Annotated in this window: 14 protein-coding genes, 3 pseudogenes and 2 riboswitches; of the genes and pseudogenes, 12 read left to right on the plus strand and 5 right to left on the minus strand. The window is 49.9% G+C overall.

Translation table 11 applies throughout. The annotated features are described in order from the left end of the window. Positions 1-45 precede the first annotated feature (45 nt). Positions 46-951: a helix-turn-helix transcriptional regulator gene (locus B5E77_RS15845; protein ID WP_087166339.1), complete on the plus strand. Its 906-nt coding sequence runs from the start codon at positions 46-48 to the stop codon at positions 949-951. Position 952: 1 nt separating this feature from the next. Here B5E77_RS15845 and B5E77_RS15850 read toward each other — a convergent pair whose 3' ends face one another. The 4 genes from B5E77_RS15850 to B5E77_RS15865 form a co-directional block, all read right to left on the minus strand. Further along, on the minus strand, positions 953-1,408 hold the full coding sequence (locus tag B5E77_RS15850; RefSeq protein ID WP_087166340.1) for a helix-turn-helix transcriptional regulator: 456 nt from the start codon (positions 1,406-1,408) through the stop codon (positions 953-955). 174 nt (positions 1,409-1,582) lie between these two features. Then, positions 1,583-1,930, minus strand: coding sequence for an LPS biosynthesis protein (locus tag B5E77_RS15855; RefSeq protein ID WP_087166341.1), 348 nt, complete (start codon positions 1,928-1,930; stop codon positions 1,583-1,585). Between the two features lie 62 nt (positions 1,931-1,992). Further along, positions 1,993-2,298, minus strand: a complete 306-nt coding sequence (locus tag B5E77_RS15860; RefSeq protein ID WP_087166342.1) for a hypothetical protein — start codon at positions 2,296-2,298, stop codon at positions 1,993-1,995. A 29-nt stretch (positions 2,299-2,327) separates the two neighbouring features. Then, positions 2,328-2,819, minus strand: a complete 492-nt coding sequence (locus tag B5E77_RS15865) for a GNAT family N-acetyltransferase (RefSeq protein ID WP_087166343.1) — start codon at positions 2,817-2,819, stop codon at positions 2,328-2,330. Between the two features lie 114 nt (positions 2,820-2,933). Here B5E77_RS15865 and B5E77_RS17435 point away from each other — a divergent pair. The 10 genes and pseudogenes from B5E77_RS17435 to B5E77_RS17725 form a co-directional block, all read left to right on the plus strand. Next, positions 2,934-3,770 (plus strand): annotated as a pseudogene (locus B5E77_RS17435) (DUF1848 family protein); the annotation flags it as partial. 219 nt (positions 3,771-3,989) lie between these two features. After that, a riboswitch (cobalamin riboswitch) is annotated at positions 3,990-4,170 on the plus strand. 182 nt (positions 4,171-4,352) lie between these two features. Continuing rightward, positions 4,353-5,939: an ABC transporter substrate-binding protein gene (locus B5E77_RS15875; protein WP_162609727.1), complete on the plus strand. Its 1,587-nt coding sequence runs from the start codon at positions 4,353-4,355 to the stop codon at positions 5,937-5,939. A 53-nt stretch (positions 5,940-5,992) separates the two neighbouring features. Continuing rightward, entirely contained in the window at positions 5,993-6,943 is a 951-nt protein-coding gene (locus tag B5E77_RS15880; RefSeq protein ID WP_087166345.1) for a M14 family metallopeptidase, read from the plus strand. A 96-nt stretch (positions 6,944-7,039) separates the two neighbouring features. Next, a complete protein-coding gene (locus tag B5E77_RS15885; RefSeq protein ID WP_162609728.1) occupies positions 7,040-8,392 on the plus strand; it encodes an MATE family efflux transporter in 1,353 nt (450 codons plus the stop codon). Positions 8,393-8,764: 372 nt separating this feature from the next. Next, a riboswitch (cobalamin riboswitch) is annotated at positions 8,765-8,967 on the minus strand. Positions 8,968-9,255: 288 nt separating this feature from the next. Then, positions 9,256-9,960 carry an ABC transporter ATP-binding protein gene (locus tag B5E77_RS15890; RefSeq protein WP_087166347.1) on the plus strand — a complete coding sequence of 235 codons (705 nt, stop codon included), beginning with the start codon at positions 9,256-9,258 and terminating at the stop codon, positions 9,958-9,960. Continuing rightward, positions 9,957-11,654, plus strand: a complete 1,698-nt coding sequence (locus B5E77_RS17340; protein WP_242963786.1) for a hypothetical protein — start codon at positions 9,957-9,959, stop codon at positions 11,652-11,654. The genes B5E77_RS15890 and B5E77_RS17340 overlap by 4 nt, the downstream gene beginning before the upstream one ends. A gap of 109 nt (positions 11,655-11,763) precedes the next feature. Continuing rightward, complete coding sequence (locus B5E77_RS15900; protein WP_087166348.1) at positions 11,764-13,233, plus strand: hypothetical protein; 1,470 nt, start codon at positions 11,764-11,766, stop codon at positions 13,231-13,233. Between the two features lie 142 nt (positions 13,234-13,375). Then, the gene (locus tag B5E77_RS15905) at positions 13,376-14,404 is read left to right on the plus strand and encodes a DUF1848 domain-containing protein (protein ID WP_087166349.1); all 1,029 of its coding nucleotides are present in this window, start codon (positions 13,376-13,378) and stop codon (positions 14,402-14,404) included. A gap of 97 nt (positions 14,405-14,501) precedes the next feature. Further along, on the plus strand, positions 14,502-14,978 hold the full coding sequence (locus B5E77_RS15910) for a hypothetical protein (protein WP_087166350.1): 477 nt from the start codon (positions 14,502-14,504) through the stop codon (positions 14,976-14,978). A 642-nt stretch (positions 14,979-15,620) separates the two neighbouring features. Further along, a pseudogene (locus B5E77_RS17725) lies at positions 15,621-16,884 on the plus strand (IS110 family transposase). Between the two features lie 34 nt (positions 16,885-16,918). Here B5E77_RS17725 and B5E77_RS15920 read toward each other — a convergent pair. Continuing rightward, positions 16,919-17,266, minus strand: coding sequence for a hypothetical protein (locus B5E77_RS15920; protein WP_087166351.1), 348 nt, complete (start codon positions 17,264-17,266; stop codon positions 16,919-16,921). Between the two features lie 719 nt (positions 17,267-17,985). On the opposite strand from B5E77_RS15920, the pseudogene B5E77_RS17805 reads away from it, so the two are divergent. After that, positions 17,986-18,054, plus strand: a pseudogene (locus B5E77_RS17805) (DEAD/DEAH box helicase family protein); the annotation flags it as partial.

Consider the following 18,054-nt stretch of genomic DNA (forward strand, 5'->3'; position numbering starts at 1 on the left):
TCTGTTATTGTACAATACTATCATCTGAAGAAAGGAGAAGGGTCTGTGAATCTCAGTGAGTACCAGAATTACCATGAAGCAAAGTCTCATACGTCGGCCGGCTTTCCCTACAATACCTACCTCTGTTCCATACCGCTCGACTTCACCCAGGTGCCGCTTCACTGGCACGAGGAGCTTGAGATGGTTGTCATTCAGAAAGGGGAAGGACTCATTTCCGTAGACTTTGACAGGCAGGCTGTCAGAGCCGGAGATATGGTCTTTATCCGGCCGGGACAGCTCCACTCCATCGAACAGAGCGGAACGAAGAAAATGGAGTACGAAAATATCATTCTGAAAAAAGAATTGTTCATTTCCGGAGAGGGGGATCTGTGTGCGGAGCAGTTTATCGGCCCGTTGATGAGAGGAGAGCTTGGATGCGCCTCCTTTATCACGCCGGCCTTTTCCGGCTTTCTGGAGCTTTCGGACTGCATCAGCCGCATAGACCGGCTCTGCGAAAAGCGCCCGGAAGGGTATCAGCTTGCGGTGAAAGGGCTCCTGTTTCAGTTTCTGTTCCATCTGATTTCCCACCGTCAGGAAAATCAGGCTCCGGTGTATCATGCCCGGCCGCTGGAGAAAATTAAGATGATTCTGAAGCATGTGGAGGAGCATTATGCCGAGCATATCACCATTGATGATATGGCGGCGCTGACCTTTTACAGCAAGTCTCATTTTATGAAATTTTTCAGGACGCATATGGGAATCAGCTTTATCGAGTATCTGAATGATTACCGTCTCACGATAGCAGAGCGTCTTCTTAAGACCTCAGATGCTTCCATCCTGGAGATCGCGCAGATGAGCGGATTTGACAATCTGTCCTATTTCAACCGCCTGTTTAAGCGGAAATACGGGCAGTCTCCGGGCAGACAGCGCCGGCTTTACGAGAGCGGGCAGGGAGACGCCTGGAGATACTGAATCAGGTTCTTTCCTTCCTGTTCCACACGCGCCCCAGAATATCCTTCAGTACCAGAAGGGCGTCCAGATCGTTGTAGCCGTATTCTTTTTTGAGCTGTCCCAGAAGATTCTGAAGCTCGCGTCCGTATTTTTCCACGTCCACAGTCTGCTGGTAAACGCCGAGAACCGGATATTTTTTGCTCCAGGCTTTTGTCCAGTCGATTTTCTTCTGGGTCTCCTCGCTTGTGTTTTCGATTACCCGTTCGATTTCTTTTACGTCGATATCGAAATCGATGAGCTCGTCGAGAGACAGGCGGTACAGGACTGCCAGCCTTTTGGCCTGGCGGATATCAGGAAGCGTCTCGTCAAGCTCCCATTTGGAGATGGTCTGGCGGCTGACGCCCAGCTTTGCGGCCACATCCTCCTGAGACAGGCCATTCTTTTTCCGTGCGTTGTATAAATGATTTCCCAATGTCATATGTGTTCCCTCCGCAATTTTTTCTCAGATGAACTGGATGATATTCTGATTATAAAAAAGAACCGGAAAAAAGTCTGCCGGTGTAAGACGGCATTTCTGCCCGTTTTCTTTCCAATTTTCTGCCGTTTTTCAGCCCGGCTTTCTGATAGCAGCAGTTCCGGAGCCGGGCACAAATCAGCCAGGGGCTTTCTCCTGAAATTCTTTGCGGAGAACCTCTTTCGGAGGTTCGATCTCGCTTGCAAGGCTGTGCTCGGTCAGCTCGGACAGAAGCCTTATCTTCTTATTCAGCATGGGCCTCAGACAGTTAGGCACATGCTCCTGATGCGCTCTGTGAATGGCGACACACTCCTTGCAGTTCCCGTGGTAGCGGCAGGCTTTTTTGCAGGGGCAGTGATCCTTGTCCCTGTATTCCTCACGGAACTCTGCCGCAAATTCTTCCTGCAGGCGAAGGCCCTCCTGGCGGTTCCCTTTGTGAAATTCCCGCATGGCTTCCAGCTCTTTCGGATTGTTTTCGATGATCATTCGCAGCTCCTCCCTTATTTTTGTACCTGGTTTAGTTACCCTTATCAATTAAGGGTATATAATTAAAAAATACCGTGGTTGTATTTGATCTGGCCATACAGCATGAAGCCGAGACCGACGACAGTACCGGCCACGGTGATAGAATACAGTGCTTCTGCTTCGAAAAGCATCTGCAGGACAGCGGTAAGCATCAGGGATGCACCAATAATAATAGTCCCGATCCCCATAACCTTTCCGTAACTGGGTACATCCTCAGGCAGTACCTTCCGGCGGTTATACCAGTGGATCGAGGAAATATTTCCTTTGAAATTGAAGTACCCCAGGACAATGAGAAGAATGCCCAGGGCAAGCAGAGGAATATAATCCATGTCGCTTTCTCCTTGAAAATAACGAGGTGTTATGCCAAATCAAGCTTCATAAAAATCGTGTTTTCCACCGGACTGTCGTTGTAGCAGGGGATCTCATAGAACCCAAAGCTCCGGTAAAGGGAAACTGCATGCTCCAGAAAAGGCAGTGTATCCAGAAGCATGTGGGAATAACCGATTTCCCGTGCGCTTTCAACCAGCTTTTCGATTAACTGCCGTCCAATATGGCGGCCGCAGAAGGACGGACGTACGAAAAAGCGTTTCATCTCACAGTCCACATCCGTCAGCTTCCGGAGCGCGATGCATCCGGCAGGCTCTCCGCCGCAGTATGCCAGATAAAGCCTGCCCCAGGGCGGCCCGTATTTTTCATCCAGATGTAGCAGCTCTTTCTCATAATGCTGAATAGCCAGATAATTTCGGACGGAAGGGTCGCCGGCGACCAGCATATCCGTATATTCAGAGAAGAGCCGGACTGCAGCCTCTTTCTGTAAATCCGACAGAGCGGGGATGATTTCGATGTTCATATGAGGTGTTCTCCTGTGTAGTATTTTCTCTGATGTTCTGAGGATATTGTAGTGTATTTCTGAAGGAAAAGCAATTCTTATTAATAAAGCCGATAACAGGAATGATTACTGATTTTGCCGCGGCTGCAGGAAATCACAGAGCGCTTCCATACCTATTTTCACTATACGATCACAGCCTACGGCAAAGAGATCGAACCAGGCGTGCCTTCAATCGAAGAGAGTATGGAGACGCTGGCTGAGCTTTCCGGACTGGTGGGAAAACAGCGCGTAGCCTGGCGCTACGATCCGGTCCTTCTGACAGAAGAAGACAGGGAGGTTCTGGCGCGGGGCCTTGGTTCCATTGCCGCCAGACACGGCATCTGTATCCAGACCTGTGGCACAGACAGAGACTACAGCCGTTACGGCATCCATGCTTCCAGCTGTATGACTCTTGACATTCTGGGAAAGGCCAATGGGCTCACCTTTAAAAACCGGAAGCACAAAGGTATGCGGCAGGGCTGCCACTGTGTGGAAAGCCGGGATATCGGAGCCTATGATACCTGCCTGAACGGCTGCAAATACTGCTATGCGTCCTTTATGAAGCGGTTTACAGGCCACGAGGAGCCGTGGGGGAGCTTTTTGGATGTGAAGGTCTGGCCGGAGATCAGAAATCCGGGGAAATATGCGGGAAAGGAGCTGTTTATCGGTTCTGTGACAGAACCTTACCTTCCTCAGGAAAAAATATTTGAGCGTACAAGAGCCCTGCTTACGCAGTTGCAGGGGAGCGGTGCGAAGCTCAGCATCGCCACAAAAAGCGATCTGGTGCTTCGCGATCTGGAGTTAATCAAAACCTTTCCGGATGCGCGCGTCTCCTGGTCAGTCAATACGCTGGATGAAGCTTTCAGGGCGGATATGGACAGGGCGGCTCCCATTTCCCGTCGGCTTGCGGCCATGGAAGCCATTTACCGCGCTGCCGGTTGTCGTGAATTATTTTTATCACGAAAGGATCAAAAAGTCTGCAGGCGGCTGACAGCTTCCGGATGAATATGATTTTGGGACGGAATATCCTGGAGGCAGCTTTTGACAGCAGCATTGGTATAGATTTGTTGTGAACAGAAGAAAAAGAGATTGACAGGGCCGGCAGCAGCATCTTATTATAAAAAGAGAAAAATTTCAGACAGTCTGCTGGTTTCTGAACCAGCCGTTACAAGTTCCGCAAGGATTCATAGAGAAACCGGTGGGAATCCGGTACGATCCCGTCACTGTGATAGGGAGTCTCAGAGCATGGCTATGCCACTGGGCGGAAGGCCCGGGAAGGCGTTTTGAGGCGTTGATCTTAAGTCAGGAGAACTGCTTGTAACTGATAGAGGTATTGATTCTTACGGGCGATGAGAAGCAATTTTTTTCGTGCATGGAAATTTCATGGCATTCTGATAGAAAATTCTGTTTTCCTTTCCCGTAAGCATCGTACAAACAAATGAAATGAGCAGGCAGGAGGCACAGGCTGCCATATATTTATGGCAGGACGGCTTTCAGGAAAGGAGAGGCTTTATTATGACAGGGCTCAAAAAAACGGTGGCGGCAGCGCTGATCGCAGGCATGGCATTTCTGCTTGCGGCCTGCGGAGACTCAGAAAATGGTTCTCAGACAGGAACCGAACCTTCCGCGTCCGGCGGAACGCATCTGAATTTCAGCTGCTACAGCTATTCCAATTCCATGGATCCGGTTACAAACGTCAATTCCAGCTGGTGTTTCCTGCGCTACGGCGTGGGCGAGTGCCTTTTCCGCTTTGATGAGAATGTAGTCGTGGAGAACGCCCTCTGCGATTCCTATGAGACGGAGGATTACACGACCTGGGTGCTGCATATCCGGGATGGGGTACGGTTTTCCAACGGAAATCAGGTGACGCCCACCGTGGTAAGGGAATCTCTGGAGAGAGTGTATGCGGCTGAGGCTGACGGCACCGGAAACTCCACGCCCTCCCAGTATGTGACCTTTGCTTCCATTGAGGCGGATGATGCGGCCGGAACCGTGACGCTGGTGTGTGACAGCCAGACCGTGAACTTGCCGGGCATTCTGGCGTATCCCTGGTACGCCATTGTGGATACCAGCGTGATTGACAGCGAAGTCATCGGCACAGGCCCTTATTATGTGACGGCTGTCTCGGAGAATTCTACGGTGGATCTGGCGAAAAATGAGTATTACTGGGACGGAGAGGTTCCCTATGATACGATCCGCATTTATCTGACAGAGGACAGCTCCACAAAGGCTATGGCCTTAAAGAGCGGCGATGTGGATCTGGCGGAGAATATCACGACTCCCAGCGACCTGGCGGAGCTGGAAGCAGATCCGGCCTATCATGTGTCCACGACGGCAGGCGTCCGTCTCGGAAATTCTTATTTTAATTTCAACGGCATCCTCGGAAATGAGGCACTGCGTCAGGCGATTCAGTATGCGGTGGATGATGAGACCATGTGTGAGGTGACGGTGGGCGGCATGTATACGGCGGGCTGCTCTGTGCTCCCGTCTTCCTTGTCCTACGGTTATGACCAGCTGACGGATCCCTATGCTTATGATTTGGACAAGGCCGTTCAGGTACTTGACGAGGCAGGTATCGTGGATACGGATGGAGACGGCTGCCGGGAGCTTGACGGACAGAATATCAATCTGAATTATCTGGCATATTCGAGCAGAAACTTGGATGAGTTCGCTCAGGCTGTGGCGATTACGCTGGAGTCCATCGGCATCGGATGTACTGTGACGGTACAGGATTATGACACGGCCCTGGCAAATCAGAGCGCGGGAAATTTCGATATGATTACTTCAAATGCCAACGTGGTTCCTACCGGAGACCCCACAGGCTTTCTTGGAAACTGGTATTCCGGCAATTCGGATTCCTATGGTTATTACACGAACGAGGAGTATGACGCTCTTTATGAGCAGCTTTTGGCTGAGACGGATGCGGACGAGCAGCTTTCACTGATTACCAGAATGCAGCAGCTTTTGATTGACGATGCGGCCACGCTGGTACACGGCTATTACAACAGTACCTTTGCGAGCCGTACGGACGCGGTAAGCGGCGCAGACATTACACCGATGGATTATTACTGGATTACGACAAAGATCCAACCGGCAGAGTAGGATGTGCCGGGCTCTGCCCCCGTTTCAGAAAAGAACAGAAGCAGGAGTACAGGATGAAATTAGGAACATTGGAAATACACAGAGGGGAAAAAAAGTCCGGGTATCTGAAGGTGAAGGGATGCGGGCTGGAGCTTCCGGTGACTGTGATCCGCGGAGAGGGGAAACGGACGGCCCTTGTCACTGCTGGAATCCACAGCGCAGAATATGTAGGCATCCAGGCGGCTGTTGAGCTTGCACAGGAGCTTTGCCCGGAGCAGGTAAAGGGGACGGTGATCATCGTTCCCCTTGTCAATGTAAGCGGCTTTGCCCATCGGACCATGAGCGTGGTTTATGAGGACGGAAAGAACCTGAACCGGGAATTTCCGGGAGCGGCGGAAGGGACGGCAGCCGATCAGATCTGCCATACGATCACTGCGGAGCTTTTCTCAAAGGCCGATTATTATATCGATCTGCATTCCGGAGACGGGTACGAGGAGATGCAGAATTATGCTTACTATGTGGGACCGGTGGAGGAGGCTGTGCGGGAAACATCCTTTCAGATGGCGCGCCGGGTGGATGCAGAATATCTGGTGGAATCCCGGCATACTACGGGTGGAGCCTACAATTACGCCAGTTCCATGGGAATTCCCAGCGTTTTGATTGAGCGCGGAGGCCTGGGCGCCTGGAGCCGGGAAGAGGTGGATCTGGACAAAAAGGATGTGCGGAGAATCCTGGCCTACCTGAAAATTCTGAATCCGGAAGAGGAAGAGAGCGGTCCGGTCAGGACACAGCTTGTCTTTCAGGAAGCGGTCTATGAAAACGCACCGGAAGGAGGCTTATGGTATCCGGTTTTCCGCCCTGGAGACTTTTTCAAAAAGGGAGCTGTGCTTGGAGAGATCCGGGATTATTTCGGAAATGTCCTGTATGAGTGCAGAGCCAGGGCAGATGGCATGATCCTGTATCAGACGGTCAGCCTGGCTGTAGTGAAGGGCGGCCCGATGACGGCCTACGGTGTGATGCCCTGAGGTTGGAAGGACTGCCGGGGAAGAGTGCCGAAGAGCGGGATGGAGCAAAAAATGAGTGCCGGGGGAAGAGTGCCGAAGAGCAGAATGGAGCAGAGTATGAATGCCAGAACACAGAGAAGGGATTTGACCACCGGTCCCGCAGGAAAACAGATTTTTTTATTTGCTCTGCCTCTTCTGGGGGCGAGCCTTATCCAGCAGCTCTACAATACTGTGGATCTGCTGTTTGTGGGAAATATTCTGGGAACGGAGGCTACGGCGGCTGTGGGCGCAAGCTCTCTCCTTACGAGCTGTATCGTGGGTTTTTTTACGGGGCTTTCGATCGGAACAGGCGTTGTAATTTCCCTGGCGGAGGGACAGGGCAGAAGAGAAAAGATCCGGAAGACGGTTCATACGGCTATGGGAATCTCGCTGATCGGCGGCATTGTGCTTACAGCGGCAGGACTGCTGCTGTCCCGCCGGATTCTGCTCTGGATGAATACGCCGGAAGAAATTCTCGAACAGGCGCTTGCCTATATCCGTATATACCTTCTGAGTATGCTTCCGCTTTTTCTCTATAATATGAACTCTGGGATCATCCGGGCCAGAGGAGATTCCCGTACCCCCATGCTGTTTCAGCTTCTGGGAGCCGTGATCAATCTTGCTTTTGACTGGATCACCATGAAATATTGGGGGATGGGCGTGGATGGCGCAGCCTGGGCTACGTTTGGAGCGCAGCTGGCAGCAGGTCTTGGTTCTGTCGTTTATCTGATGAGAAGAGAGGATGCGTACCGCCTGGAGCTGGGGAAGATCTGCATTTCCGGGGATATTTTGAGAGAAATTCTCCGGATTGGAGTTCCGGCAGGGCTTCAGAATATGGTGATTACCATTTCCAATATTTTTGTTCAGACGGCCATCAACGGCTTAGGAGTGAGTGTGATCGCGGCGTTCACAGCCTATTTTAAGGTAGAACTGATTCTGTATCTTCCGATTGTAGCGTTTGGCCAGGCAGCCACGACCTTTGTGGGCCAGAACCTGGGCGCAGGAAAGACAGGACGTATGAAAAAAGGCGTAAAGAGCTGCATTGGCATGGGGATTTCCTATACGGTTCTTATGTCTGTGCTGCTGATGGTATTCGGGCGACTGGCCTTTGGCCTTTTTTCCCAGGATACGGCGGTGGTCGAGACAGGACTGCGGATTATCCATGTGACCTTCCCGTTCTATTGGCTGTATGTGATTCTGGAGGTTCATGCAGATGCGCTCCGCGGCACCGGCAATTCCATGCTGCCTATGGCGGTGATCCTGCTCTGTCTGTGTGTGCTGCGTACGCTGCTTCTTTTCGCATTTACGCAGGCATGGGACAGCCTGGAGGCAGTAGCCGCCGTATATCCGTGTGCATGGCTGGCTGCAGCCGTCTGCCTTACATTTTTCTGGCTGCGGGAGGCTGCGGCGTGTGAAAAGCGCTGCGCCTGAAAAAAGCACCAGCCGCGGAAGGTCCGGTTTTTTCTCATCTGTTCCCCGCCTGGAGAGGGCAGGGATCTGTACAGGGAAACAGAATTGAAAAAACAGAGCTTTGCCGTGGCTGATGCTTACATATTACCGGTGCAGCTGCCGTTTCCATATCGGGAAACAGCGCGGAAGCGCAAATAGAAAATACTGCAGGGTGCAGCAGGCCGAATGCCGTCACAGCCTGCCGGGACCTGTTGCCAGCGCCTCCCTGTTCCGGTGGTTTGTACGGTTCCACACATAAAGCATTCCATAAATAAAAATGCCTGCTCCAAAAGAAGACAGACATACATAAAAAGATAAAATCTTTTTAAACAGGAACTGAACTTTCTTCGGAAGTTTCTCCTTCAGCATTAAGCAGGTTTCCTGGCTTACAGATCGACACATCTTCCCCTTCCTTCTCATACGGACTCTCCGTACAATGGATTATGCGGGGGATGCTCCCTGTTTACAGTGACCGGATCGCTCAGGACTTGCACCTGATTCCCTTTTCCCGCCCAAACAGCAGCGCCTGGACAGGCACTTAATACCTTTCTATGGAATTGTACCTGCTTATTATAGCATTTTGTGAAAGAGGCGTCAATGAAATTTCAGGCATGCATTTGCACAGCATGCATTTATATGGGGATTTCCGTTTCCGGAAAAAGGGGCTTTAAGAAGAATTAAGAAATTTCCTATGGAAATCTTCATGCGTTCCATTGTATTATTATGTTAGTACAATGGAATCCTGCTCTGACATAAGACAGCGGCTGGAAAAAGCTGCAGTCAGGGCGGCAGGGGCCGGCCCGGGCAGGTGAAGCACGGGTGGAATGAGGAGAGGAGATCGGGGAATGGATTTTGTGATTGAGCATTTGTCAAAGAGCTTCGAGACGAAAAAGGTGCTGAAGGATATCAGCTTTACCTTTGAGAGCGGAAAGATTTACGGCCTGCTTGGAAGAAACGGCGCCGGAAAGACGACGCTGTTCAACTGCCTGAACAAGGACATGAAGGCGGATGGAGGAAGCTTTTATCTGGATGAGGATGGAAACCGGAGGGATGTGGTTCCCGACGATATCGGTTATGTGCTTTCCACGCCTACAGTGCCGGAATTTCTCACCGGGCGGGAATTCCTGAAATTTTTTCTGGATATTCATCAGGGAAAGCTTCAGGATCCGAAGCCGCTGGACGACTATTTTGATTTCATGAGCATTGAGCCGGAGGACCGGGACAAGCTGATGAAAAATTATTCCCACGGCATGAAAAACAAGATGCAGATGCTGATCAATATGATAGCGAGGCCTAATATTCTTCTTCTGGACGAGCCTCTGACCTCCCTCGATGTGGTGATGGCGGAGGAGATGAAGGAGCTGCTCCGTTCTCTGAAGACGGGGAGAATTACGATTTTCTCCACGCATCTTTTGGACCTGGCGGTAGATTTGTGTGATGAGATCGTCCTGCTTTCCCATGGGGTGCTGGAATCCGTGGATAAGTCAAACTTGGATGATCAGGAGTTTAAGGAGAAGATTATCGCAGCTCTCCGGGAGGAAAACGTATGAGGAGCGGAATGGAAGACAGGCGGGTAAGCACGCAGGCATCACAGGCCGGAAGTCAGAAAACCGGAAGCCAGAAAACCGGAAACCAGAAAGCTGGAAGCGCCGGTACGGGTATGGCAAGGACCCTTCGCATTACCTTTTCCCTGCGCAACACATACCGTGTCAATAACATTCTGTATGCCTTGAAGCAGATTCCGCTTGTGGGGCGCATTCTGCCGGAGACCCTGTACCAGGAGCCGGGACTTAAGATTCTGGCCAATATTATTTCTGTGCTCTGGGAGATTTTTGCGGCACTGATCGGAAAGGGAGTATACTTTCTGATTCTTCTGGGAGCTGCAGCTCTCTATCCGTCTCCGGAAAAGAGGGCACTGTTTCTGTATCTGATGGTGATCTGTACAGTGCTGGGCGGCTTTGTGAACACGTACATGTTTAATCCGACGAAGGATAAATATTATGCGCTGATTCTTCTGCGGATGGATGCCCGTTCCTATACGCTGGTAAATTACGGCTATGCATTGATAAAGCTGGCAGCTGCCTATCTGCTGTTTGGCCTTCTGACCGGCGGCCTGGTGGATCTGCCTGTATGGCAGCGCGTGCTGCTTCCGCTTTTTGCGGTGGGAGTGAAGCTTTTCGCGGCAGCTTATATGCTTCGGGATTACGAGAAAACGGGGAATGCATCCAACGAAAACAAAGTGGGTCCGCTTTACTGGGCAGCTTTGTTCCTGGGCCTGGCGGCAGCCTTTGGCCTTCCGGCCATCGGAATCTTTCTTCCGGAGACTGCAAGCCTGATTTTCATGGGCCTTGGCGTAGCTCTTGGCGCATTTTCTGCCAGAAGGATTCTGCGTTTTGCGTTCTACCGCGAGATGTACCAGGAGCTTCTGGGAGACTGGATGGATCAGATGGACAAGGGCGGCGCCTCCAAAACAGCCAGCGCGGCGAGAAAACAGAGCGAGAAGGCCATCTCTGCGGATACAGGCATCACCAGCAGCCGGAATGGCTTTGAATATCTGAATGAGCTGTTCATCAAGCGGCACCAGAGAATCTTATGGAGAGCGGCAGAGAAAATCGCGTTTGTCTGCCTGATTCTTGTGCTGGCGGCCCTGATTGCCCTTTCTCTTTATCCGGAGGTAAAGACAGTAGTCAATGAGCTTACCATGCAGTTTCTGCCGTATTTTGTGTTTATTCTGTATGCGATTAACCGGGGAACTGGTTTTACCCAGGCGCTTTTCATAAACTGCGACAGCAGCCTTCTGACCTACTCCTTCTATAAAAAGCCCGGGCAGATTCTGAAGCTGTTCCGCATCCGTCTTCGGGAAATTATCAAGATCAATCTGCTTCCGGCCTTTGTAATAGGTGCGGGGCTGGCAGTGCTGCTCTTTGCCTCCGGCGGAACGGACAATCCGGTCAATTATGCGGTGCTTGTGGTATCCGTGCTCTGTATGAGCGTGTTTTTCTCCGTGCATTATCTGATGATTTACTATCTGCTGCAGCCCTATACGGCGGGCGCGGAGATGAAAAGCGGAACCTATAAGATTGTGATGACTGTCACTTATTTTGTCTGCTATCTGATGATGCGGGTACAGATGCCGACGTTCATTTTTGGGCTTATGACGATCGTGTTCTGTGTGGCTTACAGCGTGATTGCCTGCGTTGTGGTGTACCGGATGGCGCCGAAGACCTTTAAGCTGAGACTGTAAGAAGATGCTGAAGCGGATTGGAAAAATTTCCGGGCGCTTTTAAGGAAACCGGAGAAGTATTTAAGGAGCGTTCAGGATTTGATTCAGGGCCTTGTGGGAGAAGGGGAAGATGAAAAGAGAAGAAATGGGAAGCTGCGGCCTGATATTTCTATATCTTGCCGGACAGAAGGAGGAGAACGGCGGACTTCGTATCAGAAAGGTGGACAGCTGCCAGGATATCCTCGATTTTTCAGGGCAGGTCCGCGTTCTGCGGGAGGAGGTTTCCGGCGAGGCAGACATAGAGCTTTTTTGCATCCTGGGCCGCAGCGAGAGGGTAGAGAAAATTTTTTCTGTGATAGACAGGCAGATTCAGGATAATTTTCAGAGGATTTTGAAAGAGGAAGAGATCGAGCTGGAAAATGAAGAGCTGGACTTTTTTGCAAGGGAATTTTCTGTGCTTATCCAGGAGCATATTTTCTGCGGAGAATACGTGAGGTATCCACGGTCGTGCGTATGGAGCTTTGGAGAATGGGAGCTTGCCGGATTCTGGGCGGGGCTGGGGCCGGAGGATGAGGGGCATTTGCTGGCGGACAGCGCTGTGAGCCTGTGGATGAGCTATGAGAAGCCGATGCTTTTTGGAAAGCAGATGATGATTCAGTCCTTCGAGCTCCGGGACCTGAGTGGAAGAAAAATTCTGGGAGCTGTTCCGGAACCGGACAGCGGTCAGTGGTATCTTCTTCTGGAAGGCGGCCGGAAGCTGCGGCTTGGTGAGGAGGTGCCTTATATCGGAGAAAGAGCCGGGATGCGCGATTTCGGGGATGCAACAGTTACAGCAGTCGATACGATTATAAACAATCCGGTTTACGCGTATGGGGAATTGTATGAGCCGCAGGAGCTGTTTGAGGAATGGCACAAAGTATTTTTATACCTGCTGGCGCTGTCGGATAAGGAGTGGACTTCGGAAAATATTGCGCCAGTCTATGAAAAATTTCTGGATTTTGTGAAAGAGCATATCTGCCTGTGCCATAAGGTGCCGGCTTTTTTGGAAAAAGGGATGTTTGCAGAATGTCTGGCAATAAATGTAGAGAACCTGAGAGGCTTTCTGAAGGGCAGAGAGGAGCCCGTGGTTTCGAAGGAGCTTCTAAAGCTTCTGAACAGCCGGTATGTGTATATTCCCTATCTCTGGGAGGCGCTGAAGAAGGAGCTTCCCGGCGCCGTATGCGAGAGACAGATACCGGAATTTGCGCCGGAAAGATTGAAAAAATATCTGTGCAGCGCAGAGGAGGGGACAGCATATGAGAAGGGTGTCCGCTGGGAAAAGGCTGCCGAATATTATGTACAGCAGATCTGCGGGCTTCGGATTACCGGAAAACGAGTGAAAACGGGATTTCAGGAAATTGATTTGAGCGCGGTGAATGTTTCTCTTGACAGCAGGCTCTGGGAAATGGGATCCTATATTTTGATAGAATGCAAGAACTGGTCGGAAAAGGCCGGTATTGAGGTGATTCGTACGCTGGTGCATATCTGCGCATACAAAGGAAATAAGACAGCCTTTTATTTGCTGCAAATGGCATTACACAAGACGCCGGTGAGGAGATAAAACGTGCGGCCCTGAACCAGTGCTTTATTCTGTGCTTTACGAAAAAGGAGCTCTGGGAGCTTGAAAACATAAATCAGTGCAGAACGCTTCTGGATAAGAAGTGGAAAGAATTGGTTTGCGCTCAGGAGGAGGGGGCGCTGATATGATTATAAGCGCGAGCAGAAGAACAGATATCCCTGCCTTTTATTCCGAGTGGCTGGTGAACCGGCTGAAAGAGGGCTTTGCACTGGTGCGGAACCCCAGAAACTATCATCAGCTCAGCCGGATCGCGCTCACGCCGGAACAGGTGGAGGGAATCGTGCTGTGGACGAAGAACCCGGCGCCGATGCTTGACAGGCTTCCTGCCTTAAAAGACTATGTATATTACTTTCAGTTTACTCTTACGCCTTATGGAAGAGATGTGGAGCCTGGCCTGCCGGATAAGGACAGGGTTATGATTCCGGTGTTTCAGGAGCTGTCCCGGAGAATCGGCAGAGAGCGCGCCGTCTGGCGCTATGATCCCATCTTTTTTGGCCGGACTCATACGCCTCAGTGGCATCTGCAGCGGTTTCATGAGATGGCGGCCCGTCTGTCTGGGTACACGGAAGAATGTGTCATCAGTTTTCTGGACTATTACCGGAATACGCAGAAGCAGATGGAAGGGCTGGGCCTTGTGGAGCTGGCATCAGAGGAAAGGACCGTGTTTCTGAGAAAGCTGGCGCAGGCCGCGGCCGGATACGGCCTGCGTCTGAAAGCCTGCGCCGAGGATCCGTCCTTCCGTGCATTGGGAATCCTTCCGTCCAGCTGTGTGGATGCCGCCCGTCTGGAGCGTATCAGAGGAGGCCGGGAGAGTGCCGGCAGTAGTCGGGAGGATATCGGCGGTGGCCGGGCGGGTATCGGGAGTCACCAGGAATGTATGAACGGAAGTCGGGCGGGTATCAGTGGAGATTTGGAACGAGCCGGCCGCCGCCCGGTCCCGGCTGGACGGGACCGGAACCAGCGGCCTCTCTGCGGCTGTGCCGCCAGCGTAGACATTGGCGTGTACAATACCTGCGCTCATGGCTGCAGGTATTGCTACGCCAATTATAATCCGGCAGCGGTTCGTGGGAATCGGGAGAGGTATTCCCCGGAAGAACCGCTGCTGTGCGGAAGAGTGGAGAAGGGAGATGTGGTGAGGGAGAGACGGCAATAGGGAAAAGCAAAAGCTGCGAAAGCTTAAATAAGCGTCAGCCCGGCAGCAGTATACTGTCTGATGCGCTGGGTGAAATGAAGGAGGGGTATATTAGATTATGAATGATCGTATAACTTTAACAGAGGCATTTAAAGTAATGATGGGGTATGGTCCTGCTGTCTGGCTGGGGGTTCTGGCGGCAGTGGTGACATTTGTTGTGGAGATCATTCTGTGCTCCAAAGGTATTTTGTTTTCTGGCGGAGAACAGAAGCTGAAACGGGCCAGAAAGGAAGGAAAAGCCGTACTGGGTACTCTGAAGAGCTGCCGGTATAAAGACCGGGAACCGGAGGGAAAGACGGCGAACCGCCTGTATACCGGGATCTATGAGTACACTGTGGATGGGGTGACCCGGACAAAGCAGCTTGTTCTATCTGGTCAAAAACCGCCCCATACACTCTATTTTTACTACACCTCCAATCCGGAGCATGTGTTTTCCGAGTATGATGTGGGGAAAAATCCTCTGAAGCTTCTGCTGTACATTATCCCGGTCCTGGTGGCCTATGTGGTTATGACAGCGCTTGGGTTCCGGCCTTGAACGGCCGGAACCTGCAAAAGAAATATTTCCGATGGATGTATATGGAGATGCTTGCGGGATTTTCGCCGGCTGTGTAGATGAAATGGCAGTTTGCAGAAGTTAACGGATTACTGGTCCCGGTTTTTAGTCTTTGAAAGAAAAAATCTGTCGCAGTCCAGATAGTATTTTAACGAATCTGCGCTTATATACCGCCAAGGAGAAATACAACCAATATGCCGACCACAATTGGAAAAAGGAGGCCAAGCAGAGCCATAGAGTGTTCCTTCGTTTTATTTTCATTCGTAAAGGCTTTGCGGGGATTGTTAATGTAATACAGGGTTAATTCATAGGGCGGAGATACTTTGCTCATGTAAATCTCCATTCCGCCGCCTTTCAGTTGGCGGCACAAATAGTGATGAAAGTTTCGACTTCCTCTACGTTTTGCTCTATACTGAAAGCGAGAAGCTATACTACAAAGCACGGGAGGAGGAGTCGTAAAAACTCTCTCGTTTTAGACAGCATGTAAATCAGTGTAAGTTCCACCTTTCAAGCACAAATAAGTGGCTCTCCAAAACCGTACACTAAGAATTGTTTTAACTCTTGTTAAATGTGTGGTGGAACAGTCAATGGCTTCTCTCCATTTTTCAGAAAGGAGTTTTGCCTGTGAAAGTTGTTTATCAAACCTGCTGTGGCGTTGATGTCCACAAATCGTTTCTCGTTGCCACCATCATTAAAACTACTTCCGGAGTTCAGCCTTCTTATCAGAAGAAACGCTTCTCCACCTTCAACAATTCTATTCTTGAGTTTAAAAAATGGCTGTTGGATAATTCCTGCCGTGATGTCTGTATGGAATCTACTGGCAAATATTGGATTCCTGTGTTTAACCTTCTGGAAGACGAATTAAACGTCACCATCGCCAACCCCAAATGGGTAAAGGCTGTCAAAGGGAACAAGGATGATACCAAGGATTCCAAATGGATCGGGGATCTGTTCAGACTGGGTCTTGTGCCGGGGAGCTATATACCGTGCAAACCAATCCGTATTCTAAGAGAGTTTACGAGATACCGGTATAAGCTGACTTCCTGCAGAAGCAGTGAGAAGAATCGGTTTCAGAATGCGCTTACCGTCTGCAATGTCGCATTGGATTCGGTTGTTTCCGATATTTTCGGGAAATCAGCCACCTCTGTGATCGATTACCTTCTCAAACAGCCTGACAATTCCATCAACCACGAAGAAATATCCTCCCGACTGCTTCGTTCGCTCAAAAAGAAGTCTGAGAGTGTCATTGAGTCTATCGAAGGGTATCAGATGACTGATGCCCAAAAATACCGCATACGTCTTGTCCACGCACATATGGATTATATCACATCTACGATTTCAGATATAGACTCTATGATTGATTCGTTGGTGGGAACCTTATGAAAATGCTGTCCAGTTACTGTGTACCATCCCCGGAGTTGACTGCAGCAGTGCGATCACGATTCTCTCTGAGATTGGTACGGACATGACACAGTTTTCCAATTCCAAACGTTTATGCTGCTGGGCTGGCCTGACTCCCGGTAATAACGAGTCAGCCGGTAAGAAGAAATCTGTTCGGATCACACGTGCCGGCGTCTACCTCAAACCTGCATTGGTACAAGTTGCCCATGCAGCCGTGAAATCTAACAAATCTCCTTACTACAAAGCCAAATATGAACGCATCATGAAACGCCGTGGTAAGAAACGTGCCATCATTGCGGTCGCCCGGATGATCCTTACCGCTGTCTACCATATGCTGTCTACGGGAGAAGCCTGGAATCCAACCGACCTATACAAGATTGATATGCCTGAACCCCTGAAAAATAAGCAGAAGGAAAAGGCTGTCAAACAGGCTATGAAACTTTTAATTGCCGAGGGAATTATAAAAGAATCCCAGCTTGCTTCTTAGCGTATTTCAACAAAATCAACCCTGTTTCAAATGGCTATTTTTCAATAGCTTGTTTCAGTGCGCCATTTTTCGGCTGTTCTCTACTTTCTTTCACACTACGGTACTTATATGATTTTTCATCCACCTTATAGCTGTAAGCTGCGTGGAACCATGAGTCTACATTGTAGCCAGTGATATCGTCGTCCCAGACCTTGTTCCTTTTTGCCTTCACAACATGCCCCAGCTGGGTTGCTTTTTCTACACGTCGATTTCTTAATCTAAGATTTCTTGTAAACCGAATTTCAAAAATAAATACAATAATCGCAGAAACAATTCCGCAAAAGATTTTTACATCGAAGACTTCAGTCATAAATCTGTTTAGGAGATCTAAAAATTCAGCCACAGATATCCGCCCCCCTCAATGGCAATATGTAAAATAAATCGTTTCATAATGGTGGTTTCAAAACCATGCTTTGCTAAGTTTATTATACTTAAAATCTACGATAACTTCAATCATAGGAAGTGAGGTATCGGCTATGCGCTATTCCAAGGCCAGGTGGATGGGGCAGACCAGGCTGATTCTGAGATTAAGACAGAGAATATAGAAGTGGTTATCTCAGCAGATGATTATCTTGTATAAAATTGAACATACTAGGAAGAAAAGTATAGCGGCAAAAAGAACGGATGTTCTAAAATGCGGCTATACTTTTTTGACTATCCATGCTATAATTTGCCTGACTGGAAGAAAAGCAAGCGCGACCGGAGGGAGCATTTGCTTTTCTCTGGTCAGGCAGCGAAGAATCGAAGGTTCTGAGCATGCCAGAATGAACAACGTGAATTCTGGCATGTTTGGTGACCTTTAGAAATGCCAATTCCGCCAGGTTTTATCTGGTGTTACGCAGTTTTGAAAAACACGTTTTGGTGACCTAAATTCGTAAAATCGAAAAAGTTCGTGTATATGCCAGGCCCAAATACTCAAATTTTACGAATTTCAGGCATATACTCGAACTTTTTACTACGGTCACCTGGGAGGAAAAATAGAAAATGGGAAATCAAGGACATTCGCAATTCGCTGGCAAAGACCAGCTCCTTGCTCATGAAACCGGCAAAAAAGCTGCCGGTTTCAAATTACACTCAGAATATCAGCCCACCGGCGACCAGCCGCAGGCCATTGAAAAGCTGGTCAAAGGA

Source organism: Lachnoclostridium sp. An131 (assembly GCF_002160825.1).
Taxonomy (GTDB): domain Bacteria; phylum Bacillota; class Clostridia; order Lachnospirales; family Lachnospiraceae; genus Laedolimicola.